At 31.9% G+C, this 26,729-nt stretch carries 24 protein-coding genes; 9 read left to right on the top strand and 15 right to left on the bottom strand.

Translation table 11 applies throughout. The annotated features are described in order from the left end of the window. Positions 1-62: 62 nt before the first annotated feature. The gene (gene guaB / locus NZD85_RS13125; RefSeq protein WP_260544589.1) at positions 63-1,523 is read left to right on the top strand and encodes an IMP dehydrogenase; all 1,461 of its coding nucleotides are present in this window, start codon (positions 63-65) and stop codon (positions 1,521-1,523) included. Positions 1,524-1,593: 70 nt separating this feature from the next. On the opposite strand, the gene NZD85_RS13120 is transcribed toward guaB, so the two are convergent. The 3 genes from NZD85_RS13120 to NZD85_RS13110 form a co-directional block, all read right to left on the bottom strand. Next, positions 1,594-2,301 (bottom strand): hypothetical protein, encoded by a 708-nt coding sequence (locus NZD85_RS13120; protein ID WP_260542256.1) that lies wholly within the window; start codon positions 2,299-2,301, stop codon positions 1,594-1,596. Between the two features lie 109 nt (positions 2,302-2,410). Further along, the gene (locus NZD85_RS13115; protein ID WP_260542254.1) at positions 2,411-4,009 is read right to left on the bottom strand and encodes a SusD/RagB family nutrient-binding outer membrane lipoprotein; all 1,599 of its coding nucleotides are present in this window, start codon (positions 4,007-4,009) and stop codon (positions 2,411-2,413) included. 13 nt (positions 4,010-4,022) lie between these two features. Continuing rightward, entirely contained in the window at positions 4,023-7,166 is a 3,144-nt protein-coding gene (locus tag NZD85_RS13110) for a SusC/RagA family TonB-linked outer membrane protein (RefSeq protein WP_260542253.1), read from the bottom strand. A 102-nt stretch (positions 7,167-7,268) separates the two neighbouring features. On the opposite strand from NZD85_RS13110, the gene NZD85_RS13105 reads away from it, so the two are divergent. Further along, entirely contained in the window at positions 7,269-7,865 is a 597-nt protein-coding gene (locus tag NZD85_RS13105; protein ID WP_260542251.1) for a ribonuclease HII, read from the top strand. Positions 7,866-7,922: 57 nt separating this feature from the next. Here NZD85_RS13105 and NZD85_RS13100 read toward each other — a convergent pair whose 3' ends face one another. The 3 genes from NZD85_RS13100 to NZD85_RS13090 all read right to left on the bottom strand — a co-directional run bounded on the left by NZD85_RS13100 (position 7,923) and on the right by NZD85_RS13090 (position 11,671). Next, a complete protein-coding gene (locus NZD85_RS13100) occupies positions 7,923-10,121 on the bottom strand; it encodes a M12 family metallo-peptidase (RefSeq protein WP_260542249.1) in 2,199 nt (732 codons plus the stop codon). Positions 10,122-10,232: 111 nt separating this feature from the next. Beyond that, on the bottom strand, positions 10,233-10,694 hold the full coding sequence (coaD, locus tag NZD85_RS13095; RefSeq protein ID WP_171623451.1) for a pantetheine-phosphate adenylyltransferase: 462 nt from the start codon (positions 10,692-10,694) through the stop codon (positions 10,233-10,235). Continuing rightward, positions 10,682-11,671 carry a D-alanine--D-alanine ligase gene (locus tag NZD85_RS13090; RefSeq protein ID WP_260542247.1) on the bottom strand — a complete coding sequence of 330 codons (990 nt, stop codon included), beginning with the start codon at positions 11,669-11,671 and terminating at the stop codon, positions 10,682-10,684. The genes coaD and NZD85_RS13090 overlap by 13 nt, the downstream gene beginning before the upstream one ends. 70 nt (positions 11,672-11,741) lie before the next feature. Here NZD85_RS13090 and NZD85_RS13085 point away from each other — a divergent pair, with 70 nt between their 5' ends. The 3 genes from NZD85_RS13085 to NZD85_RS13075 all read left to right on the top strand — a co-directional run bounded on the left by NZD85_RS13085 (position 11,742) and on the right by NZD85_RS13075 (position 15,160). Then, a complete protein-coding gene (locus tag NZD85_RS13085) occupies positions 11,742-12,731 on the top strand; it encodes a PASTA domain-containing protein (RefSeq protein WP_225540103.1) in 990 nt (329 codons plus the stop codon). A gap of 9 nt (positions 12,732-12,740) precedes the next feature. Next, positions 12,741-13,835, top strand: coding sequence for an RluA family pseudouridine synthase (locus NZD85_RS13080; protein ID WP_260542244.1), 1,095 nt, complete (start codon positions 12,741-12,743; stop codon positions 13,833-13,835). Positions 13,836-13,927: 92 nt separating this feature from the next. Next, positions 13,928-15,160 carry a DEAD/DEAH box helicase gene (locus tag NZD85_RS13075; RefSeq protein ID WP_171623446.1) on the top strand — a complete coding sequence of 411 codons (1,233 nt, stop codon included), beginning with the start codon at positions 13,928-13,930 and terminating at the stop codon, positions 15,158-15,160. A gap of 65 nt (positions 15,161-15,225) precedes the next feature. Here the strand turns inward: NZD85_RS13075 and NZD85_RS13070 are convergent, their stop codons facing one another. The 4 genes from NZD85_RS13070 to lipA all read right to left on the bottom strand — a co-directional run bounded on the left by NZD85_RS13070 (position 15,226) and on the right by lipA (position 19,204). Beyond that, positions 15,226-16,062, bottom strand: coding sequence for a hypothetical protein (locus NZD85_RS13070; RefSeq protein ID WP_260542241.1), 837 nt, complete (start codon positions 16,060-16,062; stop codon positions 15,226-15,228). 121 nt (positions 16,063-16,183) lie between these two features. After that, on the bottom strand, positions 16,184-17,446 hold the full coding sequence (locus NZD85_RS13065) for a CinA family nicotinamide mononucleotide deamidase-related protein (RefSeq protein ID WP_171623444.1): 1,263 nt from the start codon (positions 17,444-17,446) through the stop codon (positions 16,184-16,186). Positions 17,447-17,495: 49 nt separating this feature from the next. Further along, the gene (locus tag NZD85_RS13060) at positions 17,496-18,254 is read right to left on the bottom strand and encodes a GLPGLI family protein (protein WP_260542239.1); all 759 of its coding nucleotides are present in this window, start codon (positions 18,252-18,254) and stop codon (positions 17,496-17,498) included. Between the two features lie 80 nt (positions 18,255-18,334). Beyond that, positions 18,335-19,204, bottom strand: coding sequence for a lipoyl synthase (gene lipA, locus NZD85_RS13055; protein WP_260542238.1), 870 nt, complete (start codon positions 19,202-19,204; stop codon positions 18,335-18,337). A 153-nt stretch (positions 19,205-19,357) separates the two neighbouring features. Here lipA and NZD85_RS13050 point away from each other — a divergent pair, with 153 nt between their 5' ends. After that, positions 19,358-19,828 carry a copper resistance protein NlpE gene (locus NZD85_RS13050; protein WP_260542237.1) on the top strand — a complete coding sequence of 157 codons (471 nt, stop codon included), beginning with the start codon at positions 19,358-19,360 and terminating at the stop codon, positions 19,826-19,828. A gap of 80 nt (positions 19,829-19,908) precedes the next feature. Here NZD85_RS13050 and NZD85_RS13045 read toward each other — a convergent pair whose 3' ends face one another. The 4 genes from NZD85_RS13045 to NZD85_RS13030 are packed head-to-tail and all read right to left on the bottom strand — an operon-like array spanning position 19,909 to position 23,970. Further along, complete coding sequence (locus tag NZD85_RS13045) at positions 19,909-22,122, bottom strand: multicopper oxidase family protein (RefSeq protein ID WP_225541205.1); 2,214 nt, start codon at positions 22,120-22,122, stop codon at positions 19,909-19,911. Positions 22,123-22,127: 5 nt separating this feature from the next. Beyond that, the gene (locus tag NZD85_RS13040; protein ID WP_171623439.1) at positions 22,128-22,562 is read right to left on the bottom strand and encodes a hypothetical protein; all 435 of its coding nucleotides are present in this window, start codon (positions 22,560-22,562) and stop codon (positions 22,128-22,130) included. Between the two features lie 6 nt (positions 22,563-22,568). Continuing rightward, entirely contained in the window at positions 22,569-23,393 is an 825-nt protein-coding gene (locus NZD85_RS13035; RefSeq protein WP_171623438.1) for a DUF3347 domain-containing protein, read from the bottom strand. A 4-nt stretch (positions 23,394-23,397) separates the two neighbouring features. Further along, the gene (locus NZD85_RS13030; RefSeq protein WP_171623437.1) at positions 23,398-23,970 is read right to left on the bottom strand and encodes a helix-turn-helix domain-containing protein; all 573 of its coding nucleotides are present in this window, start codon (positions 23,968-23,970) and stop codon (positions 23,398-23,400) included. Between the two features lie 212 nt (positions 23,971-24,182). Here NZD85_RS13030 and murI point away from each other — a divergent pair, with 212 nt between their 5' ends. After that, on the top strand, positions 24,183-24,992 hold the full coding sequence (murI, locus tag NZD85_RS13025) for a glutamate racemase (protein ID WP_260542235.1): 810 nt from the start codon (positions 24,183-24,185) through the stop codon (positions 24,990-24,992). A gap of 67 nt (positions 24,993-25,059) precedes the next feature. On the opposite strand, the gene NZD85_RS13020 is transcribed toward murI, so the two are convergent. Further along, the gene (locus NZD85_RS13020) at positions 25,060-25,437 is read right to left on the bottom strand and encodes a GreA/GreB family elongation factor (RefSeq protein WP_260542233.1); all 378 of its coding nucleotides are present in this window, start codon (positions 25,435-25,437) and stop codon (positions 25,060-25,062) included. Positions 25,438-25,883: 446 nt separating this feature from the next. Between NZD85_RS13020 and NZD85_RS13015 the strand changes: the two genes are divergently transcribed. Both NZD85_RS13015 and NZD85_RS13010 read left to right on the top strand, forming a co-directional pair. Then, positions 25,884-26,252 (top strand): hypothetical protein, encoded by a 369-nt coding sequence (locus NZD85_RS13015; protein ID WP_260542231.1) that lies wholly within the window; start codon positions 25,884-25,886, stop codon positions 26,250-26,252. 88 nt (positions 26,253-26,340) lie between these two features. Beyond that, positions 26,341-26,688 carry a hypothetical protein gene (locus NZD85_RS13010; RefSeq protein WP_260542229.1) on the top strand — a complete coding sequence of 116 codons (348 nt, stop codon included), beginning with the start codon at positions 26,341-26,343 and terminating at the stop codon, positions 26,686-26,688. The last annotated feature ends 41 nt before the right edge of the window (positions 26,689-26,729 follow it).

Below are 26,729 nucleotides of genomic sequence, written 5' to 3'. Positions count from 1 at the left end.
ACATTTTATCAAATAGTTTTGATTCTAAACTTTTTTCATCTAAATTTGCAATGCAAAAAGCAATGCCTTTAACAGACAAAATTCTACAAACGGGCTTCACTTTTGACGATGTGTTATTAGTGCCAGCCTACTCAGAGATATTACCGAACCAAGTATCTCTACAAACAAGATTCACAGACAATATCACACTTAACATTCCGATAGTTTCTGCTGCGATGGATACTGTATCCGAAGCAAGATTGGCAATAGCATTAGCACGTGAAGGAGGTTTATCTTTCGTGCATAAAAATATGTCTATCGAAGAACAAGCGAATGAAATTGATATGGTAAAACGTTCAGAAAACGGTATGATTTCTGACCCAATCACATTATCACGTCACCACACTTTACAAGATGCTGTTAATTTAATGGAGAAATATAAAATCTCTGGATTACCGGTTGTGGAAAACGACAAAACGTTAGTAGGTATTATTACGAACCGTGATATTCGTTACCAAGAAAACTTTGATCAATTGGTCGAAGATGTTATGACAAAAGAAAATATCGTTACATCTGATATTGATACTGATCTTAAAAAAGCGAAAGAAATTCTTTCTCGTTACCGCATCGAAAAATTACCAATCGTTGACGAAAACAATAAATTAGTCGGGTTAATTACAATTAAAGACATTGACAATTTAACAGAATTCCCAAATGCATGTAAAGACTCTAAAGGTCGTTTACGTGTTGGAGCTGGAGTTGGTGTTGGAGCCGATACGTTAGAGCGTGTTCAAGCCTTGGTTAATAAAGGTGTTGACATCGTTGCTTTAGATTCTGCACATGGACATTCTGCAGGTGTAATTAGTAAAGTCGCTGAAGTAAGAAATGCTTTTCCTGGATTAGATATCGTAGGTGGAAACATTGTAACTGCCGAAGCTGCAAAAGCATTAATAGATGCTGGTGCAAATGCTTTAAAAGTTGGTGTTGGACCAGGTTCTATTTGTACAACACGTGTTGTAGCTGGTGTTGGAGTACCTCAACTTTCTGCTATTCATGATGTACATTCTTATGCAAAAACAAGAAATGTATCAATTATTGGAGATGGTGGAATCAAATTATCAGGTGATATTGTAAAAGCAGTTGCTGCTGGTGCAAACGTGGTGATGTTAGGAAGTTTATTCGCAGGAACGGATGAAGCACCAGGAGAAGAAATTATTTTCCAAGGACGTAAATTCAAAGCCTATCAAGGAATGGGTTCTTTAGCTGCAATGAAACGTGGTTCTAAAGATCGTTATTTCCAAGCCGATGCGAAAAAATTAGTTCCAGAAGGTATTGAAGGTCGTGTTCCTCACAAAGGTTCTATTGCAGAAGTTGTTTACCAATTATGTGGTGGTTTACGAGCTGGAATGGGATACTGCGGAACTCCAACTATTCAAGATTTAATTGAAAACGGAAAATTTGTTCGTATCACAGGTGCAGGTTTAAATGAATCTCATCCGCATGATGTTGTGATTACAAAAGAAGCTCCTAATTATTCGAATTAAGAGATTTATCCATATATCAAAAACAAAATAGCAAGCCACATGGCTTGCTATTTTGTTTTTGATATAAATCTTAAAGCTTGTTCAAGTAATCTACAAGTTTTATCTTATCTTTTTCAAAACTTAAATTTAAATTATTTTTAATTACAAATTCTACTAAATTTGGATTATTAAAAATCTTATTTAGTTGTTTTTCATTTGTAGGAAAAACATAAAAATTATCTTCTTTATGTCTAATTAAATATAAGTCACTGTCATTCACCAATGAGAATTTTGTATTTGCTTTATTTGCATTATTTTTAAATTCTCCGTGAGTAATAATCTTTTTATTCCTTTTATATAAAGAATATTTTTCTTTATCATAAACTAAAACTTCTAAATACCCTTCAATTTTTCCATTTTTAGTTGGATATTTAAGAAATTGATATTGAGTTAAAGGAAAATAAATCATCAATTCAGGAACTTTTGTTAAATTAAAAATCTGTCCATCTTTTTCAAATTCCATTTCATCTGAATAAGCATTGTATCTAAGTTTAGAAAAGTCTAAATTAAAACCTTTTATTTCTATATCCTCAAAATTTGGATTAAAATACTGGCTACCTTCATATTGAGTTATCACTTCACCTTTATTTCTTAAAGCAATTTCATTTTGAATATTACTTATTTGATGGGATATTCTTTCATTTAAAGCTCTATCAACTCCATCTGTTAATAAATTTTGTTGTGCATTGACACCTAAACAAAAAGAAGCAAAAAAACAAAATATTTTAATTTTTAACATACTCATAATATTTACTATCCAATATACAATTTATTTCATTAAAAATCAATAAAATAAAAAAAGCAGCAAAAATAATTTTGCTGCTTTTATAAAGAAAATGGATATTATATTATTTAGTCATCCACCATAATTTTCCATTAATTGGATCCTTTCCACCATAAGCTGAAACTGCTTCATTCCAATTTGTAGTATTAAGAGTTTGTTCACCTAATGGATATGAAATCCTATACGGAATATCAGTCATACCTGCTACTAATGGAGTGAATACGTATGGAGTACCATCTATTTCATATCCAGTTTGACCAGGTAATAATAAAATATTACCATTAGGATATCCTGTACGTCTATATTCTACCCAAGCAGTTTGAGGCTGCATATACAAAGCAATATACTTTTGAGTAATTACATTTTCTTTATTTGCAGCTGGTAATGCAGCTACATAAGCATCAATTTTAGCTTGATCTACTCCCCATTTTTGCATAGATGCTATCACACCATTCACATAATTAGTTTGGTTCCAACCATTAGCTTCTGATAACAAGAATTCTACTTCTGAGTATTCCATTAAAACCTCAGCATAATCTGCAGAGAAAATAGTTTTTGAAAATGGAGATACTTTAGATACCTGATTATTTGATGATAAACGATCAGAAGGTAATCCATAAGGAATTCCTTGATATTTTGTAATATCATCCGTTTCTACATAGTTACCTGAACCAGCGTTAGCTTTTGATGTTCCTAAAGGTGCAGCATATTTTTGTAAACGTGGATCAACTCCATAATTACCAGATTGTCCTTTTAATAATCTAATTAACTGATTATTCACATAGAAGTCATTTCTATTTCCTACAAAAAATTCGCTCCAAAATGGAGAACCTTCTACAGCAGATGTTCCATAATGTTGCAAAGCATTGTCTTCATTTGAGGTAAAAACACCTTTTGCAATAGCATCTTGCATTTCAGCTTTCGCTTCAGGATATACATCTTTAATTTGGTTAGCAATTCTTAAACGTAAAGAGTTGGCAAATTTTTTCCATTTAGATGCTTCTCCAAAGTAAATTTGGTCACCAATTTTATTTTCAGGACTTGTAAATACATTCTTTTCAGTAATATCCAATTGCGCTTCAGCTTCTTTTAGCTCTTGTAACAAATTTTTAAAGATAACTTCTTGCTTAACATATTTAGGTTGAGCATATGTATCAATTTGTAAAGCTTGAAAATCTGGATTCTTTGCACCACTTAATGACCAATATGGAACATCTCCGAAATAATTTGTTAAATCTAAGAATTCGTAAGCCATCATAATACGTGCTACAGCAATCTGTGTATCAACATCTCCGTAAGCAGCTTGTTGTGGTCCTAAAACAGGATCTGTACAAATACTTATTACCTTTTTTAAGTTAGATAAAGATCGATAACTTGCGTTCCATGCTTGATCTCCTGTTGTCGTACGATAAGCGTATTTATCCTCTTCTGTATAGTTTCTCTGTGCTGAATATTGTACCCAAGGCAATAACATACGTCCAGACACCCATCCATCTCTCATTTCATCAACAAATATTTTAGTTGCAATTGGAAAGATTGTATATGTAGGCGCATTTTCGGGTGCATTAGGACTAATATTCATTTCTTCAAATCCATTATCGCAAGAAGATAATAAAGCACTTCCTAGTAATGCTGATAATATAATTGTTTTATTGATTCTCATAATAATTTAATTTTTAGAATTGTAACTTAAGATTCATACCATAAGTTCTTGTAGATGGTAAAGACCCTCCTTCAATACCTTGTATATTTCCAGAACCATAAGAAGCCATTTCAGGATCAAATCCTTTTTTATCTAATCCCCATGTAGCTAAGTTTCTACCAAATGCAGATACAGTAACGTTAGCAAAAGGCCCTGCCCATTTTTTAGGGAAAGTATACGATAAAGTTACTTCACGTAATTTGATGTAGTCTGCATCAAAAACATTTCGGCTATCTACACCATTATAATATGCTTTATAATAATCGTAAGCAGAAACTTCAGTTGTGTTTTTAACATATGATTTTGTTCCTTCATCCCACATTACACCATCTGCAACAACTCCATTCTCACGAACTCCATTAGCCGCGGTTTCTTCTAACATTCCAGAGTACATTCCCCACATATGTGAAGTAGAGAAGAATTTACCTCCTTTTTGAATATCAATTAATGCAGATAAAGAAACCCCTTTGTATGTAAATGTATTTCGGATACCCATGTTATAATCTGGAATAATTGATCCTAAGTTTGTTACTGCTGATTTTTCATAAAATCCATTTGCATCAACAACTTTATTTCCATTATCATCATAAACATAATCCGTTCCTCTTAACTGTCCGTATTGTTGACCTGATAATGCCCATAATTGTACACTAAAAGGAGCTGTCGTTAAGTTATATGAATCCATTTCATCAGAAACTTTACCTACTTTATTATTGTTTTTCGCAAAGTTCCAAGTTACTCTCCATTCAAAATCTTGATTTCTTAATGGAACAATATTTACTAATGCTTCTATACCTTCATTAGTCATTTCTCCTGCATTCAACCATTTAAATCCATACCCTGTAGACCATGAGTGCTGAATAGGCACTAATAAATCTGTACGTTTTTCATTATAATAAGTTAAATCAAAACCAAAACGATTATTAAACATCGAAGCTTCTAAACCAACTTCCCAAGTATCTTTAATCTCAGGTTTTAATAATGGATTTAACTTAGTATTTGATTGAATAAACGTCGGTGTACCATTAAAGTTTATATTTGAAACTAAAACATCTCTTGTTTGGAATTCTGTTAAATCCGATGATACTTGCGAAACCCCAGCTCTTACTTTACCAAAATTTAACCAACTTGGTTTAAATACTTCAGAAAACACAAAACTCCCTGTTACAGATGGATAAAAGTAACTGTTATTTATTACAGGTAAAGTTGAAAACCAATCATTACGACCAGTTGCTTCTAAGAATAGCATATTCCTATATCCCAAAGAAATCATTCCATAAATAGAATTCACTTCTACAGTTGCTCTATTATTTGATGTTGTTGGGTTATCTAAACTATTTGTAATAAAATAATAATTAGGGACAACTAATCCTCCATTTGTTGAGGATGATAATCTACTTGATGTTCTGTGTCTTCTATTTACTCCTACAAATGAATTTAAAGAAAAATCCCCCCATTTTTTATCAAAATGTAAACGCCCTTCATAATTCATTTCAGTAAACTTATAATAGTCTTCTCCATATCCAGACATTGCTTGGGAACCTACCGCTACACGCTCAGATATTTGCATATCGTATGTATCTCCCATTACATTTGCAATGGCATAAAGTCCTGGTGCGATGTCATATTTAAACTCTACATTTCCATAAAAACGATCTCTTTTATCTTTTGATGTATTTTCATACACTACCCAATATGGATTATCAGAATATGCAGGAGTTCCATCATCCCAAGATGTTCTATTCCAAGAACGCTGATTCCCATTAGCTAATTTATAATCTCTTAACTTGTTATAATCTAACTGTCTTTGTCCCCATTGGAACATTTTTTGAGCAACTGAGTTATCCCCGTATCCTACTTCTGGTCTATTAAAACCATCCGTTCTTGTATAAGTTAAATTAGTCGTTACAGTAAATACATCACTAAATTTATTAGATAAGTTAATACCTGCTGTTGTTTTCTTTAATGTAGAATTAGGTACAATACCTGTTTGATTTACATTAGATAATGAAACTCTTAAATTAGTTGATTCATATGATTTTGCAAAGGATACACTATTAGTATAAGCAACACCTGTATTAAAGAATGATTTAGCGTCATTTTTTGAAGCTCTCCAAGACGTTGTTTTCATGTAATCGCTAGCAAACTCAGGGTCAAAAGCATACCATTGTAAAACTTCTTGGTTGTTAAATCTTGGTCCCCAAGATTCATCTGTAGCATAATCTACAATTTGATAATCTTTACCTCCAATATTTACAGTTTCAAAGGTATCAGAAGCTCCACCCCCATATAAATTTTGAAGACTTGGAATTTGATTAATTGATTCAAAAGCAACACCAGTATTAACAACGATATCTTCTCTACCTTTTTTACCAGTTTTTGTCTTGATCATGATTACTCCATTCACAGCACGAGAACCGTATAAAGCAGATGCAGGTCCTCCTTTTAAAACGTTGATAGACTCTACGTCATCTGGGTTAATATCAAACGCTCCATCACCATAATCACGACCTCCGCCACCACGCTGAGTATTTGTATCATTAACATTATTATTAGCTAATGGAATACCATCAATAACTATTAAAGGTCTATTTTCTCCTGTAATAGATCCAATACCTCTTAACGTAATACGTGTAGAACCTCCTAAAGATGAAGGTGCAGTAATTTGTGCTCCAGCAACATTACCAGATAATGATTGTAAAGCATTACTACCTCTACCTGCTTGAATAACATCACCTTTCACTTCTTGAGAAGCATACCCTAAAGATCTTTTATCACGTGTAATACCTAATGCGGTTACAACCGCTCCTTCTAATTCTACTGTTTCAGAAGGTTTTAAAGAAACTTTGTAATCTGTTCCTGCTCCAACCGCAAATGTTTGAGTTGGCAATCCTACCGCTTCTACTGTAACCAAATCTCCTTGTTTAGCTTCGATACTAAACACTCCATTCTCATCAGTATAAGCCTCCTTCCCTGATGTTGTTTTTACAACTGCATCAGCAACTGGAAAACCATCTGGATCAGTTACAGTACCTGTAACTGTCTTTTCTTGTGCATATAACGAAGCTCCTAAAAGAAGACCTCCCAATACAAACAAGTTTTTTAAATTTCTCCTCATTTGTTAAAACATTTTTAAAACTTTCATAAACTTAAGATTTCTATAACATTTACAAAACTTTTTTTCAATAAATTCTGTTAAATTTGCTAAAAAAATAAAAAATTGGATAAAGTTTTATCAAATCACGAACACGAGATTGGTTGTGACGAAGCAGGAAGAGGTTGTTTGAGTGGTCCAGTTGTAGCAGCTGCTGTAATATTAGGAGAAGATTTTGATAATGAAACCATTAATGATTCAAAAAAATTATCAGAAAAAAAAAGAAACTCTTTAAGAACATTTATAGAAGAAAATGCTAAATATTGGGCAATTGGAATTGTTTGGCCGAATGAAATTGATGAGATAAACATTTTGAACGCAAGTTTTTTAGCTATGCATCGAGCTATAGACCAATTAAATTGCCGAAAAGATTTTATTATCGTTGATGGAAATCGTTTCAATAAATACAAGGATGTTCCACATGAATGTATTGTAAAAGGAGATGCTAAGTATATGAATATTGCAGCTGCCTCTATTTTAGCAAAAACGTATCGTGATGAATACATGGAAAAAATTCACAATGAATTTCCGATGTATGATTGGAAAAAAAACAAAGGATATCCCACCAAAGCGCATCGTTTAGCGATAAAAGAGTTTGGTCCTACACCGTATCATCGGATGTCTTTTAAATTATTACCCGATCAATTGAGTTTAGATTTATAAAAAATTAAAAAAGGATACAATAAATTGTATCCTTTTTTAATGTGCTTCAAATAGTATCTATTTTCTTGTTACTTTTTGTGTGTAACTTCTTTTATCTGTCTGTATATTCAATAAATAAATTCCTTTTGGATAAGATTCTAAATTAATTTTAATTTCTTTTTTATCTAATTTATTTTTACCAACTAATAATTTTCCATTCATATCATAAACTTGATAGCTTACAATATTTTCTTTCGTTGTAATATTTACAAAATCTGTTGTTGGATTAGGGAATATCTTAAATTCGAGATTGTTAATATCTGCAAGTCCTAAAGTATTACAATTAATAGAGGCAGCCCATCCTTTTAGTTCTAATCCAGGATCTGAAACGAAACGAACTGTAATAGCTCCAGAATTATCTGTTGAAACAAATGGTCCAGGAATCTGATTACCATTTAGTTTATTCCCATTTTCAAATAATTTACCTGAGCTGGTTCCAATTCCATTGTATATACTCATATAATCATAAATTTCATCACCTGCTGGTTCAATATCAAATTCAGTGAATGTGATGGATACTTTTTCTCCTTCAATTGCTGGTTTGAATATTTTGACAATATTTTCATTTGGAGAATAATTACCATTTGCTCCACCCGAATCGTAATACAAATCTCCGTTGCAATAATCTCCAGGAATTTCTATAATTGTTGAAACTGTCGATGAATTTGATGTTTCAGAACATTGATTTGCAACTTCTATTCTGTAATAAGCGTTTTTTTCTAAGTTATCAAACGTTAAAGTTTTAGAAGTTGTTTCTTTCCATTGTGCTTCTGGAGCACCTATTTTTTGAAATTTATAAATCCATTTTGTCCCTACTTCGTCTTCTATTGTGTAGGTAATACTCAAATCATTTAAAACTCCATTTACAGATTTTATGGTTTGTTGACAAGTCATACTACAATCTGTACTTAAACAAACTTTACCATCAACAGTTGCACGAATCAAAGCACCTGGTTGTTCACCAAATCCATTCGAAAAGTTAATCCCTACACCTCCTAACAAATGACAATAACTCATAATTGTACCTTTATCGGCATAAGGAATTGGACCAGTAGGACATGTACCCTCTGCTAAACCAGGATCATAAGTTGGTGCACAACCATCAATTGCAGTACCGTCTCCGTTCCAAGAACATGAATGTGTATGTGGCGAACCTAAGGCATGTCCCATTTCATGTGTCATTGCCATAATAGTCCACGAATAAACCGGAATATTATTGTACGTCATATTGATTCCAGAATATGCATATCGATATTGATTGTTGCACATAGAATCCAAATAGGCAACAGATGTAGATGATGGATAATTAACCAAGTGAGCAAAATCTCCATCAAAATCAGTTCTTGTAGTTCTAAATTTATTTAACTGAGCACTATAATTACCAGTGTAAGGATCTTGTTCTGTCCAAATCATTACTTGAGACAATGATGTTCTTATGTAATCGTTTGAATAAAGTGTTGCAATATTATTATGAATAGCTGTTAACCAATCTAATGTTTTTGTTTCGTCAGATCCGTTTTGTTTATAAGGAGCATAAGCAATTTCATAATACACACGAACACATCTTTCTGTCATTTCATTTGTCGTATTTTTCAATACTTTTGCATCAAAAGATGGTTTATAATTTTTATTTTCTTCTAGTTGATCAACTGCACATTGTACATTATTTTTTGCTTCAACATTATAAGACGAATAGGATACATATTCTTCAGAATCTTTTAATTTACCAATAACCACGTCTCCTAAAGCGGTAGAAGAAGCCACACCAATTACTTGATCTTTAAAAACAGATAACGCTACCACAGAAGTTTTATCTCCACCAATTATACCTTGATAATATACTCCTGGTTGATAATTTATTCGTTTGTTATTTTGATCAACTGCTTTAAAATTATCTGTAAACAAGGTTTCATTCTTTACTAATTCTAAGCTAATTTTTCGTCCTTCAAAAGGAACCTCTAATGTAAAAGAATTTGGTTTTGATTGGTATAGATTAGATAATGCAACTTTTTCTAAATTAAAAACAGAAACTCCTTTTGCAAAGTCCGCAAACAAATTATTTCCTTTTTGTTGTATATTATCTCCAAATACATTGTAGGATTTGAAACTGCTACTTGTTAATTTAGCTTGATCTACTTTTTTAGCAATTGGCCTTTCTTGACCAAATGAAAGAGTGCTAAATACAAATGCAATTAATAATAAAATTAATTTTTTCATATTTTTTATTTTGTGTTAATTTTGGTAAATATATCAAATTTCAAAATTTTAACACAAAAAAAGAGTAGATAAAAACATCTACTCTTTTCTATTTTATATAGAATAATTCTCTTAAATCCTTACCACATCAGGAACCAATATTTCATATTTTCCTCCATTTCTCATCACATCACGAACAATACTCGAACTGATGTACGCTTTACCTGAAGAAGTTAATAAGAAAATAGTTTCGATGTTATGGTCTGTAATTGCACGATTGGTATGAGCAATTGCTTTCTCAAATTCGAAATCAGCTGGATTGCGAAGTCCACGTAAAATAAACTGAGCATTTACTTCATCGCAAAAATCAACTGTTAATCCATTATAAGACATCACTTCTACATTTCCAAATCTGCTAACAGAATCCTCAATAAACTTAATTCTTTGTTCCAGTGAAAACATATAATTTTTAGATGAATTTGTTCCAATTGCAACAATTATTTTGTCAAACAACGGAACTGCACGTTCGATAATATCTAAATGCCCTAATGTAATTGGATCAAAAGATCCAGGAAAAACTGCTATTCTGTCCATGGCGAAGGTCTATTTAAAGCAATTTCGATTTCGCTATCCATCAAATCTTCCAACGCAATTCCTGCATAAGCAGCTTGCTGAGGAAAAATACTTGCAGGTGAAAAACCTGGTAATGTATTCATTTCAATAAAATGCGGTTCTCCATTTACTATAATATATTCAGAACGAGAAAAACCAGACATATTGATGCATTTATAGGCTTTTGCAGCAACTTCACGCACACGTTGTTCAACTTCTGGTGTTAAACGCGCAGGCGTAATTTCGTCTGATAAACCATTGTATTTAGCGTCATAATCAAAGAATTCTGTGTGCGAAACAATTTCTGTAATTCCCAACACCATAGTTTCTCCTTTGTAATTTAATACACCTACAGAAACTTCTGTTCCATCTAAAAAAGACTCAACCAAAACTTCTTTATCTTCATGAAAAGCTTTTTGCATTGCTGCTTCAAATTCTTCTTCTTTGAAAACTTTTGAAATTCCTAAACTTGAACCTGAACGATTTGGTTTTACAAAACAAGGTAAGCCTACTTGGTCAAGAATTTCTTTTGCAACATATTGATCTCCTTTGTTAATATAAATAGATTTTGCGTGAGGAATTCCATATTTACTCAATACTGCAATACAATCTTTTTTATTAAATGTTAAGGCAGATTGATAAAAAGGGCATCCATTATATGCCAAACCGATCATTTCAAAATACGCTTGTAGATAACCATCTTCGCCTGGCGTACCATGAATTGTATTAAAAACGACATCAAATGTTATTTTTTTTCCATTTTTTTCAAATGAAAAATCACCTTTATTGATTGGATATTTCTCGCCTTCAATTTCGGCATACCAACCTTCTTTTAAGATTCGAACCCTTGTTCTGTCGTACTTTTCTGGATTTAGACTTGCGTAAATCAACTCGCAACTTTTCAACGAAACTACACTTTCGTCCGAGTATCCACCTGCTACAACTGCTACTCTTAACATGTTTAAATTAAAATTTATTCAAATATAGAACTTTGACATCAATCATAAATATTATTTTTAAACTATATTTGTGCGACAATTTATCATTTCAATGAAAGGAGTAAAATCAATCATACAAGTTTTGCTTAATGTAGCTATTGTAGTAGCGCTGTCATTTGGGCTTTACCATTTTATTTTTAACGTCTGGTTAGATTCATATACAAATCACAATGAATTTGTTGAAGTTCCGGATTTATCAAAAATGAATATTACAGATGCTACAACTAAGTTAGAAGAACTTGGTTTAACATACGAAGTAGATAGTTCTCGTTTTGATCCAAATACAAAACCTTTTTCAATTATGGATTTTTATCCAGCAGCAGAATCTCGTGTAAAAGAAGGGCGTCGTATTTTTATTAAATCAAATCCTAAAACATATCGTCCAGTTGAATTACCTGATTTAGTAGGTAAATCAAAACGTTTAGCATTTACGCAATTAGAAATTTCAGGTCTTAAAATTGGTAAAATTATTTACGAACCAGATTTAGCAAAAGATGCCGTTCTAAAAATATTATACAACGGAAAAATCGTGAAACCTGGAGAACAATTACCACGTTTTGCTACAGTTGATTTGGTTTTAGGACGTGGAATGTTATCTGGTGTAAGAATGCCTAATTTAGTCAATTTAACTTTGACTGAAGCGAAGAAATCAATTAAAGATAATTTTTTCGAAATTGGTCAAATTAAATTTATTGGTGCTTCGAATGATACAATTAACGCAAGAGTGGTATATCAATTCCCTTTTGCTACAGACACTTACGATCAAGGTCAACCGATTGATATTTGGTTATCAACAGAACCTCGCGAAAAAATTAGAACGCAATTAAAAGAATTGGATATTCAGTACAAAAACTTTGGCGAAGATACAATTAGCGGTTCTCAATACAGAGATATTATAACACAGAAAGCTGAACAGCAGATCAAAGACATGCAAAATCAGCAACAACAAAATAATCCAACACCTGAGCAACAAAAGCCGATAGAAGCGCCTAAAGCTCCAGAAGAGATTATTATAGAATAGAAAGAATAAATGGCAGAAGATTTAGAAGATTTCTTACAAGAGGAAGACGACAATAAACTATACGAGCATTTTTCAATAACGGTTGACAAAGGTCAATCGTTATTGCGTATAGATAAGTTCTTGATGGTTAGAATTGAGAACGCTACACGAAATAAAATTCAACAAGCAGCTGATAACGGAAATATATTAGTTAACAATGAATCTGTAAAATCCAATTACAAAGTAAAACCTGGAGATTTTATACAGATTATGTTAGAAACTCCTCCGCGTGATAATGAAGTTATAGCAGAAGATATTCCAATCAAAATTGTTTATGAAGACGACCAAGTCGTTGTTATTGACAAAGAACCCGGAATGGTTGTACATCCTGGACATGGAAATTATACAGGAACTTTGGTTAACGCCTTAAAGTTTCATTTTGATAATTTACCTTCAATGTCTGAGCAAATGGAGCGTCCTGGTTTAGTTCACCGTATTGATAAAGATACAAGTGGACTTTTAGTCATTGCAAAAACGGAAGTTGCAATGACAAGTTTAGCCGAGCAATTTGCAGCGCATACAACCGACCGTTTGTACAACGCATTAGTTTGGGGAGTTCTAAACGAACAAGAAGGCACAATTACTGGACACATCGGTCGACATCTTAAAGATCGTATGCAAATGGCCGTTTTTCCTGATGGAGAACAAGGAAAACATGCCGTAACGCATTATAAAGTAATGGAGAATTTTTCTTATGTTACATTAGTTGAATGTAAATTAGAAACTGGTCGTACGCATCAAATTCGTGCACATTTCAAACATTTAGGACATCCTTTATTTAATGATGCTCGTTATGGTGGAGATCGTATTTTAAAAGGAACAACATTCAATAAATACAAACAATTTGTTGACAATTGTTTCGCCACATGTCCACGTCAAGCTTTACATGCACGTACATTAGGATTTGATCATCCGACAACAGGAGAACGTATGTCGTTCGAATCACCTTTACCTGCAGATATTTTAACTATTTTGGATCGTTGGAGAAACTATTCGGTAAATTCTGTTCATGCAACGGAACCCGATACTCCTATTGATCGTCATGCAAAAGAATTAGAAGATTAATTACCTATCTATATCAAAAAGCACTTCACTTTGGAGTGCTTTTTATCTCTCATTCAATCAGTTAAAAAAACTGATTAATAAATTTTCAATAAATGAAATTCACTGAATTAAATATAATCGAACCAATTTTAAAAGCAATTGAAGAAGCTGGTTATACAGAACCGACCGAAATTCAAGAGCAGTCTATTCCACTTGTCTTAGAAGGAAACGATATTATTGGTTGCGCTCAAACAGGAACAGGAAAAACAGCTTCGTTTGCAATTCCTATTCTACAAAACTTAACGAATACACCAAGTAAGGGACGAAAAGTTAGAACATTAATTTTAACACCTACTCGTGAATTAGCGATTCAAATCAATGATAGTTTTAAGTTATATGGTAAACATTTACCCTTAAAACATATCGCTATTTTTGGAGGAGTAAATCAAAATCCACAAATCGGTGCCATAAAAAATGGTGTTGATATTTTAATTGCTACACCTGGTCGTTTATTAGATTTGATTGGGCAAGGACATCTTAAAATCAATCAAATTGAAATTTTTGTTTTAGATGAAGCTGACCGTATGTTAGACATGGGATTTGTTCATGAGATCAAAAAGATTATCGAAATTATTCCAAAACAAAGACAAACCTTATTTTTCTCGGCTACAATGCCAAAATCTATTCGTAAGTTTTCTCACACTGTTTTAAATCGTCCTAAAGAAGTAAGTGTTACACCTGTTTCTTCGACTGCTGAAACGGTTGAACAGTTTGTTTACCATGTAGACAAGGACATGAAAGTAAAACTTTTGGTCAATATCTTAAATGAACATCCTGAAGAGCGTACATTAATCTTTACGCGTACAAAACATGGAGCAAATCGTTTGGTTAGACATTTGGAAAAAGCTGGAATTCCTTCGGCTGCTATTCACGGAGATAAATCTCAAAATGCACGTCAAAAAGCTTTAAATAATTTCAAAGAAGAAAAGTTAAAAGTACTTATTGCTACTGATATTGCCGCTCGAGGAATTGACATTGATCAATTACCGTATGTAATCAATTATGAATTACCTAATGTCCCAGAAACTTATGTTCATCGAATTGGTCGTACAGGTCGTGCGGGTCGCGAAGGAAAAGCAATCTCATTATGTGCTGCTGATGAAAGAGGTGATTTGGCAAATATTGAAAAATTAATTGGCAACTATGTTACTATCATTAAAACGCCAAAAGAATTTTATAAATTACCTGATGCCAATAGCAACAATAATTTCAAAAAAACAAACACAGGTTTCAAACCAAAGAAAGACACAAAACCGAAAAATCCTCATCGAGGGAGAAGAAAATAACATCAAAAAAATCACTTCGTAATGAAGTGATTTTTTTCTTTAATAACTATATTAAGAAATTAATATTATAATTGAGTAATCTTAAAATTACCTAAGTAGACTTGAGCTGGATTTTTATCATTATCCAATGCTAAATAAAAATATTTTTTAGTTTGAGGATTAACCATTTCAGTATCCAAAATCTTATAATTATTTACATAAGTTTTCATACGATCTTGCTCTACACTTATTTTTACATTCATTTTATTGTTGATAAAATAAGACATATTAGCATCTACACTACTTCTTTTGGTTCCATCAAGTTCTTTACTTGTAAATTCGAAATTATCAAAACGATACGATGCTCTGATATTAATCGGATTACGACTTCCTATATAATAATGTTGTGTAACACCTTTCACGTAATCAAATCCGAAATCCAAATTAATTTCTTTGGAAGTATCTGATAAGACAACCACATCAAATTCGAGCGTAAAATTTTCAGGTATATGAACAAGTTCTTTTATTTTATAAGTGTTATCGTCATATAAACGTAACCATTTTCCAGGATAACCAGAAACATTCTCTACTCTACCCATTCCATTACTTGTCCATTTTGTTGCCATATTACCAACCGAATTTGCTGAAAAATCATCTTCAAAAATGATTTGATTTCCACTCACAAAATCATAGGACATCACTGAATTTTCTTGAAATGGTCCACTTTGGATAGTTGTAGAATTCTCTTTACCTTTTTTATTCTGAACAGATTCGGTAGTTGACTTATTTCTTTTAGTATTAATTAATTTATCTGCTTTATCCTCTAATTTTCTTGAAATAGAATTCAATATCTGTGCTTGTCCAATAAATGATAATCCAAAAAAAGATAAAACAAATAGCATTTTGTACATATTTTTCGTCATAGTTTTGATTTTAAATTACTTCATTTACAAATAAACAAAAAATAAAATTATCAAAACATCACTATAAACTATTAGTTTTTAAAATGTTTATCAATTAAAAATGATAACATCAAACAATCGATTACTGATAATTTTGATTAACAAACTGAATCACCAAATTCAAAGCATTAGTAGAAACAATTTTGATGAAATCTTCACGATCTAAATAGGGATAAAAATACTTTTTGTTAATGGTTTGTTGACCATTTGTCACCGAAACCCAAACCGTTCCTACTTCATTGTCATCTTCTCCTTTGTTTGGTCCAGCCACTCCTGTCGTTGAAACAGCTAAATTGGTCTTTAAAACCTTACAAGCTCCTAAAGCCATTTGCTTTGCGACTTGTTCTGAAACAACCGAATGCTGATCAATATCTTTTTGATTAACACCTAAAACAGAAGTTTTTACCGAAGTAGCATACGAAACAACACTACCAATAAAATAAGAAGAACTTCCCGAAACAGAAGTAATTAAAGTTGAAATATTTCCACCAGTACAACTTTCGGCTGTCGAAATTGTTAAGTCTTTTTGTTTCAAAAGATCTCCTAAAACTTGTTGCGCTTTCCCAGAATTTTCAGAAACTAAATATTTCCCTGCAATCAATTTAAATTTCTCAATTTCTTGTTGAATCAAATTTCTCAAAACAACCTCATCATCTCCAGTTGCTGAGAATCGTAAATCGATTGACGTACGATTTGGTAAGTAAGCTAAATGAATAAATTCTGGTAATTGATTTTCCCAATCTTCAACTAAAATTGCTAAATCGCTCTCTGGAATTCCACTGACTAAAATATCTCGGTGCACAATAACATCTGTTTGAAAATTATCTTTTAAACGAGGAATAATTTCATCTCTCATCAACCCTTTCATTTCAAATGGAACACCAGGAAGATTAATCAAAACTTTGTTTTCAATTGTTGTCCATAAACATGGTGCAGTTCCGTATTTATTTTGAATAAACGTTGATTTTTCAGGAATCAATGCTTGATCTTGATTGAGGTTATTTAATTCTTTTTTATAACCACGCGTGGCAAATAAATGGATGATATTTTCAATTACTTTTTCTTCTCTTATCAATTCGCACTCTAAAAATTGACATAAAGCCATTTTAGTTTTATCATCTTTTGTTGGTCCTAAACCACCTGTTACAATAACAATATCTGACGTTGAAATTCCCCTTTGAAATGCTTCAATAATATGATTTAACTCGTCTTGAACTGAAATAATTTCTTCGACTTCAATTCCTATTTTATTTAATTGTTGCGCAATAAATGCTGAATTAGTATCGACAATTTGTCCGATTAAGATTTCGTCTCCAATCGTTAATAAAGTTGCTTTTGTTTGCATGATATAAAAAAAACTTGCTTAAAGTTAAGCAAGTTTAGTGTTTTAATAATTATTTTTCAACTCCTTGATTATAGGCTTCTCGCTGAATTTGGTTTGAATCTTCAATCATTTGAAGAAATTCTGCTTGAGAAACTTTTTTCAATTTGTTATTGATTTTGAAAACAGGAGACTTTTTTAATTCTTTTTTCTTCGTTGCATTCCACGAAATCATGACTTCAATATCATCTCTCAAATATTTATAATGCAATTCTAAAATCAAACCTTTTGTACCATAAAATTTATCTGGTGAATATGAATAAGAAATTTGAGGAGCATACCAAGCAATTAAATCATAGTTTTTATATTTAGCTGTCGCTTCTTTCGTTTCAATCCCAAGGATAGTTTTTGTTTTTCCTGTTTCTACAAAATTTACTTTTTCTAAAGAATCGTAAACAAGGAATTTATTCCCTGTAAACATATCTACTTCGTTAAAATATAAATTGTCTTCATAATTAAAAATTGGATTAGCTCCAATATCAGGACTAATTCCCATAAAGCTTTGCGGTGCTTCTTGAGAGTTATCTACTTTATCAATGTATTCTGATTGACTTTGTGATTCATTATACTTAAAACTATAAAACTGAGAAGGAATTTTTTTTGCAGACTCTAAGAATTCTTCACGTTGTTTTTGATCTGGATAATATTGTTTCAAATTTTCTAAAGCTTTATCTGTAAAATGAATTTGAGGTTGAACTTTGTATGCTATTTCATAAAACTGAGCTTGCGCAAAACTAGAAATGATGATAATTAGTGTTAAGAAGTTTTTCATAATTGTAATTTATATTTTAAAGATAAAAAAAAGAGTTACAAATCATTGCAACTCTTCTAAATATTAAATTTAAATTATTTTTATAAAATATGTTTCTCAGCGTGGTAAGAAGAACGAACCAATGGTCCAGATTCCACATGACGGAATCCTAATCCGCGAGCAAAATCCTCGTACCTTTTAAATTGTTCTGGTGTGATAAATTCTTTTAGAGGTAAATGTTTTTTTGTTGGTTGCAAATATTGTCCAATTGTAATTACATCTACATTTGCATCTGCTACTTCCTGAATTGTTTCAAAAACCTCATCTTCAAACTCCCCTAAACCAAGCATTATTCCTGTCTTTGTACGACGTTGACCAGCTTCTTTCGCATAGCGTAAAACGTCTAACGAACGATCATATTTGGCTTGTATACGAACTTCTCGTGTTAAACGACGAACAGTCTCCATATTATGAGATAAAACTTCTGGTCCAGCTTCTACGATACGATCGATATGTTTTTCGATTCCTTGAAAATCAGGAATCAATGTTTCCATTGTAGTTCCTGGACTTATTCTACGCACTGCATGTATCGTTTCTGCCCAAATAATTGAACCCATATCCTTTAAATCATCACGATCTACAGACGTTAAAACAGCATGTTTGATCTGCATCAATTTAATAGAACGCGCTACTTTTTCTGGCTCTGCCCAATCTACTTGTTCTGGGCGACCCGTTTTTACACCACAAAATCCACAAGAACGTGTACATACATTACCCAAAATCATAAATGTTGCAGTTCCTTCACCCCAACATTCACCCATATTTGGACAACTTCCACTTTGGCAAATGGTGTTCAATTTATATTTATCGACTAAACCTCTTAATTCACGATGTTTTTTTCCTGTTGGTAATTTCACACGTAACCATTCAGGTTTCTTTACTCTTCCATCTGGCAATAGCTCAACACTCATACATTACTTTTCTGATTGGCTAATTTACAATGTTTTTTTGAAAGATTTTACATCCTAAATAATAGATTATGCTTCAAATAAAATCTATATCTTATTCTTAACCGTTTTTGGAATATTATTTGAACTACACAAGAAAATCAAAACTATATTCAGATGAAAAAATCGATTATCCTAACTCTCTTTACTGTTTCTATTATGATGAGCTGCGAAACAAAAAAAGAAGAAAGTATTAACAATACAAAAGAAGTAATAAGTGATTCAAATGCATCAATCATTCAAAATGATACCATAGCGGTTATACACAATTCAAAAACATCTATTGATTGGGTAGGAACTTATGAAGGTGTACTACCTTGTGCCGATTGCCCTGGAATTAAAACAACTGTTACTTTAAATAAAGATGAAACAATAAAAATTGTTTCTGACTACATGAAAGGAAATACAACATTTGAAGAGCAAGGACAGTTTGAATGGACAGCAGATAACAACGCAATATTTTTGGATACAAAAGATAAAAACAGGTATTTTTACAAAGTAGGAGAAAATAAATTAATTGTTTTATCGCAAGAAGGCGAGGAAATTGATGGACCTTTAGCAAACAATTATATTTTGACTAAAAAGTAGTTAGATATATTGTTAATAAGTTTTTTAATCAAAAAAAAAACGGAAAAGAAAACTTTACCGTTTTTGTTTTTGATTATCTTCTAATACACCAATTTTAATCCTACACCAAATTTCATATCGCTGTCATAATGTGTTCGGATGTGCATATTTTTATTTAAGATGTAACTTAATTCTCCCATATATTCTTTATCAGTATTCCACATAAAACCTGCTCTTACACGTTTTGAAATCGGAATATCTTTGCGCATTAATTGTAAACGCACTTTTCCTGTGTGGTAAATTTCGGTCTGAAAATCAATCAACATTGGTAATTTATACACAAAACCTGCACTGAATAAACCTTTATTTCGAGCTGTTTTTTGTCCAAAAATATTTTTTTCTACTTTGTGACGTTTCGTTCGATGTTGATTCCAATCAAATCCAATGAACGCTTGTAAAAACTGATTCTTCCCAAAATATCTTCCCAAATGTGTTTCCACTTCGTAGCCATGTTCAGGTTTGTAACCAATTCCCCATTCCGAAGTCAGTGCCCAACGTGCATCTTGTACCATAAACGATCCATCTAAACCATTTGTTGCAAAGTCATTTTCAGCCATAAAATGTTTCATATTGCTATCCATTTGCAACATTTTATACATTTTTGCTTGATCGTGAATATATGGATTCTGATAATCTCCAACTTCAAAAACACGGTTCATTCCTGCCATCATGTGATACAAAATATGACAATGGAAAAACCAATCACCTTCTGTATTTGCTTGAAATTCGATTACATTCGTTTCCATTGGCATAATATCCAATACATTTTTCAACGGTGAATATGCGCCATTTTTATTAATCACTCGAAAATCGAAACCATGTAAATGCATTGGGTGGCGCATCATGGAATTATTGTACAACGTAATGCGTAAAATTTCGCCTTTTTTAACTGGAATTTTATCTACTTCAGACAATACTTTATTGTCCATACTCCATACATACCGGTTCATATTTCCTGTTAATTCAAAACGCATTTCTTTTACAGGTGCATCTTTTGGAAGTTCTGTGTTTTCAGGAGCTTTTAGCATTCCGTAATTTAAGGTCACAATATTTGAAGATGAATTTCCATGAGCAGAATGATCACTTTCTTTATTCTTTTTTCGAGTTTTTTTATTCGATTCGCCTGTAATTTCAGGATACATTACCGTATTCATATCCATTTGTTGCAAACTCATTTTCATACCCATATCATTCATCGAACCGTCCATGTTCATCATGTCGTTCATCATCTTCATTCCTTCAAAGTATTTTAATTTCGGGAGTGGTTCTATCAGTTGTTTTTTTCCATCACCAAGAAATAACGAAGCTGAACCTGTTCTGTCTTCCGAAGTTGCTTGAAATTCATATGAAATACCTTCTTCTGGAATCGTCACAACCACATCATAGGTTTCGGAAACACCAATAATCAAACGATCTACGTCTAAAGGCTCTACATCATTTCCGTCGTTGGCAACTACTGTAATTTTTCCTCCCGCATAACGCAACCAAAAATAAGATGATGCACCACCATTCGAAATTCGTAGGCGGACTTTATCGCCAGCTTTAAATTGCTTTAATTGACTTTCATTTGCTCCGTTTATTAAAAATTTATCATAAAACACATCACTCACATCCATAGCCAGCATACGCTTCCATTCGTTGATGATTTTCGTTCCAAAATGACCTTCTCGTATTGCTTCTGCATAACTTTGCGTAGATCCTTTTTTGATTCCTGCCCAATCGTTTGCATTGTGTAACATTCGTTGAATATTTCTTGGATTAAGATCTGTCCATTCGCTCAACATCACGTTAACAACAGGTAGATCATCAATTCCTTTTCTGAACGTTGGGTCGTTGGCATGTTTTTTCAACACCATCGATCCATACATTCCAATCTGTTCTTGATAACCCGAATGACTGTGATACCAGTGTGTTCCGTTCTGAATAATTGGAAACGAATAGGTAAACGTTTCACCAGGTTTTATTCCGTCTTGTGTTAACATAGGTACACCATCTTCCTTATTTGGCAACCACAAGCCGTGCCAATGCAACGAGGTATCTTCTTTCAATTGATTATGTACACGAATAACAGCCGTATCGCATTCAGTAAACTCTAAAGTTGGCATTGGAATTTGACCATTTACTGCAATTGCTTTACGTTCTTTTCCCGAATAATTAACAATGGTATCATGTACATACAAATCATATTCGACACGTTTTTGAGCAATAACAGATATAGAAAAAGCAATAATAGAAATAAAAATAAATTTTCTCATAACTTTTATTTTATCTGATTAAACTTTCTATAATTCTCTTCATTCTCAAAATAATCAACATTTCCCATTTGATCCTTCAAAACGATATACGCATTTGCTTTATCAACTTTTTTATTCGTAAACGGATCAATTGCAGAACGAGCACTTTCATCATTTGGAATTCTTTCTACACACATATTACAACAACCGTAATATGTTTTCCCGTCATAAGGCACTTCGAACTGATCTTTTCCCATATAAGCGTTGTTTACCATACAAACTTGACTATTTGGTACTTTATCTCCTACATTATAAGCAACAAGATTCGATACGTCTTGGTGAGCAACTATATGTTCGGTAGGAGAAATTTCTGTTTGATTTTCATCGGCTTTATTTTGACAAGAAACCAAAACTATTGTTGATAAAAAAGCGATTCCTAAAAGTGATTGTATATTTATCATTTGTTTCTATTTTAGAGTTTCTATTGTACTTCCACATGTTAACATTTGATTCCCGTAAAAAGGATTTTTGATGGATGAATCTTTACTCAACCAATTTGAACCTCCTTTAAACATGGGACAATTTTGGTAATAAATGGAATAACCTAAATTTTCTTTTTGAGCTAATTTGTACATTGGTTCAGATAATTTCGCAAACAATTCGCGTTGTTTTTCAATGTTTTTTTCATGAGAAATTTGTTTTGAAATGGATTCTAAATCCTTTAAAACATCCATCCAAACCATATGTGTTTCATGCGAAAGTTTTCTCATTTCTACTTTAGAAATTGATTGAGAAAAAGCCGTTATTTGTGTTGAAATTTCATTTGCATTCCCTGCAACAAAAGCATCTTTTAATAAAAAATATGCATCAAAAACCAAAGAAAGTTGATTTTGATTCACTTCATTTTTCACTTGATGTTGGTCAGCATGATTCATTTCTTGATGATTTATTACCATTTTTTTATCGCGTGGGTATTGACAATCTTGTCTTAATTTTAGATACGCTTCATCTGGAGCAAAATATTCAGAATTATCAAAACCTGACAAAGCGATATTCTTTAAAATTTCGTTTGAAGTTGTTTTGGTTGGATCATAAGAAATCGTGGCGATTTGAGAAGTCGTGTCGTAAGATACTTTCGAAATACGTTTTTGATTTCCTACATTTTCGATTAATTCCTTAGCTGAATTACAATTACTTCTTACCTCGAATGATTTCGTTTCAAGATTTTTGCTTTGCGCATTTACCACAAAAGCAAAAAGATTGACGATTAAAAACAAACTATATTTTATCATACTTTTATATTTTATCAATTGACTTTCTGTTGTGTTTACTTAATTGTTTAAAAACAGAAGGCGTTAAACCTGTTACTTTTTTAAATTGAGCACTGAGATGCGCCACGCTCGAATAGTTTAATTGAAAAGCTATTTCGCTCAATGATAATTCGTCATAAACCATCAACTCCTTGACTTTTTCTATCTTTTGCTGAATAAAATACTTCTCGATTGTTTGTCCTTCCATTTCCGAAAAAAGATTGGAAATATATTTATAATCTGCAGATGTTTTCTCGCTCAAAAAATCTGATAAATTCACTTTCAGTTCGCTATTTTCTTGATGAACTAATTGAATAATCAATGTTTTAATTTGCTCGATTAACTTACTTCTCTTATCATCAATCAATTCAAAACCAACTTCTTCTAACTCTTCTTTTATTTGATTCAATTTTTCAGAATCGATTGGATTTGTTAACTCAACTTCACCTAATTCGATATGATTTGCTTCGATTGCATTCATTTTCAAAATTCGTCCAACCACCACTTTACAGCGATGACAAACCATATTTTTTATAAATAATTTATTTACATTTTCCATTTGAATTATTTTTTGTGAGTCCTATTAAATCTACAATTTATCTATTACAAATTTCGTTCTTCTTTTAGCTTTATAATTTATATAATTCGGAAGATGATGTATATAATTTTCGTAAAATGATTTTCTATTAGAATAAAAACTTGTTCTCTATATAATTTATCTTCAATTGCTGAATAGATTTTGTAGTTTTGTGCTCTATAAAAAAAGCTAAAATGCAAGGACCAATCGGTGTTTTTGACTCTGGTTATGGAGGTTTAACTGTTTTTAAGGAAATTCAGAAAAAAATGCCTCAATACGATTATATCTATTTAGGTGACAATGCACGTGTTCCATATGGAATTCGTTCGTTTGAAACGGTTTATGAATACACAAAAGAATGTGTGTTTAAACTATTTGACTTAGGTTGCAACTTGGTAATTTTAGCTTGCAACACAGCTTCCGCCAAAGCGTTGAGAACAATTCAACAAAATGATTTGCCCGAAGGGAAAAAAGTTTTAGGCGTTATTCGGCCAACAACCGAATCTATAAATGAATATACGATCAACAATAAAGTTGGAATTTTAGCGACACAAGGAACTGTTTTGTCTGAATCGTATAAAATCGAAATTAATAAATTTCATCCAACAATAGATGTTTTTCAACACGCATGTCCACTTTGGGTTCCTTTGGTCGAAAACAATGAAATTAACAGTAAAGCTGCGCATGATATTGTGGAAAAAGACATTAAACGCTTATTTTCTCAATCTTCAGAAATTGATACTATTGTTTTAGCATGTACGCATTATCCTTTGTTGTTACCAGTTATCAAAACATACGTTCCTAATCATGTGACGATTCTTTCGCAAGGAGAATTGGTCGCGAATAAATTAATGGATTATTTGAAACGTCATCCAGAAATTGAGAATAATTGTTCTAAAAATAGTTCGCTAACCTTTTATACAACTGACAATGCTGAAAACTTTGAGGCGAATACGACTATTTTTTATGGTCAACCTATTAAAGCATCGCATTTAGAAGTTTGATTTTTTTTCCAATATATAAAACAAAAAACCGAGCAAAGTTGCTCGGTTTTTCTATTCAATTAAGAAACTAAGCTACAGTTTCTACATTTAAAATTTCATATTTTTTTGCTCCATCAATTGTTGGCCATTCTACTACATCACCTGTTTTATAACCAACTGTTGCTAAACCTTCGTCCATCAAAATTGAGTGACGATTCTTTTTTGGTTTTGCTTTTTCTGGACCTACGAAGTTTAATTGATATTCTTGATTTGAATTCAATTCTTTAATCGTTACTTTTTTCCCAACAGAAACAATATTATCAGCCATATCGCGACGAAGAATTTGCTCTGCATGTCTTAATTCTTGCGTTAAAATATCTTCCTGTTCTGCTGTTACTTTTTTTCTTCTTAAATGGTCTTTAATTAAATCGTATACACCTGTTGTTAAAATAATATTTGTTGTCATTGTGATAAATTCTTAGTTTTTTTTCAATATTTCGAAGTCGACTTTTAAGACCCAACTATCAAATGATATTAAAGTTTAGAACACTACAATTTGATACAAATCTCCTTTCAGAAAATTGAAAAATAATTGATAATTAAAATAAATACGGAGGTTCCCTGTCTTGGATCGTGACAGGGACTATTTTATAAACTCTTTCGAGCGTCTTAAGAAAGTATCATCATGCAAATATGCCAACGACAAAAACAACCAAGATTGGTTGTTTCTTCTGTATATGTCGATATAATTTGCCATAATTTTTATCATATGAACTTCAAAGTTACGATTTCTTTATGAGATAAAAAACACAACACTTATCCGATTAATTGAAAGTGAATTTTGTAGGAAAACTGATAATGTTCATTCTAAAATTAATAAAAACTAACTAATTTTATAAAAATTTTAAACGATTGAAATCTTACTTATTCATCATTACTGTTGTCCTGATAACGTGTAGACCATTGCTACCGGTTATCGACTATTTGGTGAATTATGAAACGATTTCGAATGAATATTGTGTTAATATAGAACGTCCAGAATTAATGTGTAATGGAGTTTGCTACCTAAAAGAACAGATTTCTAAAACTATTGATGATGAACAAAATGACACAAATAAAACTCAAATTTCTTTACGTACTATTGATTATTTTGTATATCAACCCACTGTACTAATACCTATACTTCATATCATTAAACCTACTGAAAGAGTTTCTACTTTTCAATTAGCTTTCGAAGCTCAATATCAATTGGATCAACAACTACAACCTCCAATTTGTTAAAAAACCCTTGATTATTATATTTTTTTATCATTAACATTTTATCAATTTGACATTTCATATAAGATTTGTTAAAAGCTTCAATTGTTTTATGATTGCATTGTTTGTGCTTTTAATTGGCTTTCGCTCATTAATTCCTTTCACTGTGTTTTTTAGTGTACAAGAAAAAATTGTTGAAGAATATTGTATAAATAAAGAACGACCAGAAATGCAATGCAATGGAAAATGTTATTTGTCTAAGCAATTAAACGAAACAGAACAGCATGCTGATTCTCTTTTGGTTAAAAATATTCGATTTACGGAAAATTATCTGCATTTCGAATACTTAGAAATTCCATTTATAAACGATTTTATCGTTACCATAAAACATCGGTACTTTTGGCAATCATTCTATTCTATCAATTGGGTTTTTGAGTATTTAAAACCTCCTATTGTTTAATTTTTATACCACTAATTATTCTCTGAAAACTATGATTGTTT

Origin of the sequence: Empedobacter stercoris, from assembly GCF_025244765.1 — a bacterium.
Lineage (GTDB): Bacteria > Bacteroidota > Bacteroidia > Flavobacteriales > Weeksellaceae > Empedobacter > Empedobacter stercoris.
The sequence above is the reverse complement of the archived record's forward strand: the minus strand, read 5'-3'. Positions and strand labels throughout refer to the sequence as shown.

Excerpts from the sequence above, each read along its gene's own strand:
- guaB (WP_260544589.1), top strand. The coding sequence starts at position 63 with ATGCCTTTAACAGACAAAATTCTACAAACGGGCTTCACTTTTGACGAT.
- NZD85_RS13120 (WP_260542256.1), bottom strand. The coding sequence starts at position 2,301 with ATGTTAAAAATTAAAATATTTTGTTTTTTTGCTTCTTTTTGTTTAGGT.
- NZD85_RS13115 (WP_260542254.1), bottom strand. The coding sequence starts at position 4,009 with ATGAGAATCAATAAAACAATTATATTATCAGCATTACTAGGAAGTGCT.
- NZD85_RS13110 (WP_260542253.1), bottom strand. The coding sequence starts at position 7,166 with ATGAGGAGAAATTTAAAAAACTTGTTTGTATTGGGAGGTCTTCTTTTA.
- NZD85_RS13100 (WP_260542249.1), bottom strand. The coding sequence starts at position 10,121 with ATGAAAAAATTAATTTTATTATTAATTGCATTTGTATTTAGCACTCTT.
- coaD (WP_171623451.1), bottom strand. The coding sequence starts at position 10,694 with ATGGACAGAATAGCAGTTTTTCCTGGATCTTTTGATCCAATTACATTA.
- NZD85_RS13090 (WP_260542247.1), bottom strand. The coding sequence starts at position 11,671 with ATGTTAAGAGTAGCAGTTGTAGCAGGTGGATACTCGGACGAAAGTGTA.
- NZD85_RS13080 (WP_260542244.1), top strand. The coding sequence starts at position 12,741 with ATGGCAGAAGATTTAGAAGATTTCTTACAAGAGGAAGACGACAATAAA.
- NZD85_RS13075 (WP_171623446.1), top strand. The coding sequence starts at position 13,928 with ATGAAATTCACTGAATTAAATATAATCGAACCAATTTTAAAAGCAATT.
- NZD85_RS13070 (WP_260542241.1), bottom strand. The coding sequence starts at position 16,062 with ATGACGAAAAATATGTACAAAATGCTATTTGTTTTATCTTTTTTTGGA.
- NZD85_RS13065 (WP_171623444.1), bottom strand. The coding sequence starts at position 17,446 with ATGCAAACAAAAGCAACTTTATTAACGATTGGAGACGAAATCTTAATC.
- NZD85_RS13060 (WP_260542239.1), bottom strand. The coding sequence starts at position 18,254 with ATGAAAAACTTCTTAACACTAATTATCATCATTTCTAGTTTTGCGCAA.
- lipA (WP_260542238.1), bottom strand. The coding sequence starts at position 19,204 with ATGAGTGTTGAGCTATTGCCAGATGGAAGAGTAAAGAAACCTGAATGG.
- NZD85_RS13050 (WP_260542237.1), top strand. The coding sequence starts at position 19,358 with ATGAAAAAATCGATTATCCTAACTCTCTTTACTGTTTCTATTATGATG.
- NZD85_RS13045 (WP_225541205.1), bottom strand. The coding sequence starts at position 22,122 with ATGAGAAAATTTATTTTTATTTCTATTATTGCTTTTTCTATATCTGTT.
- NZD85_RS13040 (WP_171623439.1), bottom strand. The coding sequence starts at position 22,562 with ATGATAAATATACAATCACTTTTAGGAATCGCTTTTTTATCAACAATA.
- NZD85_RS13035 (WP_171623438.1), bottom strand. The coding sequence starts at position 23,393 with ATGATAAAATATAGTTTGTTTTTAATCGTCAATCTTTTTGCTTTTGTG.
- NZD85_RS13030 (WP_171623437.1), bottom strand. The coding sequence starts at position 23,970 with ATGGAAAATGTAAATAAATTATTTATAAAAAATATGGTTTGTCATCGC.
- murI (WP_260542235.1), top strand. The coding sequence starts at position 24,183 with ATGCAAGGACCAATCGGTGTTTTTGACTCTGGTTATGGAGGTTTAACT.
- NZD85_RS13020 (WP_260542233.1), bottom strand. The coding sequence starts at position 25,437 with ATGACAACAAATATTATTTTAACAACAGGTGTATACGATTTAATTAAA.
- NZD85_RS13010 (WP_260542229.1), top strand. The coding sequence starts at position 26,341 with ATGATTGCATTGTTTGTGCTTTTAATTGGCTTTCGCTCATTAATTCCT.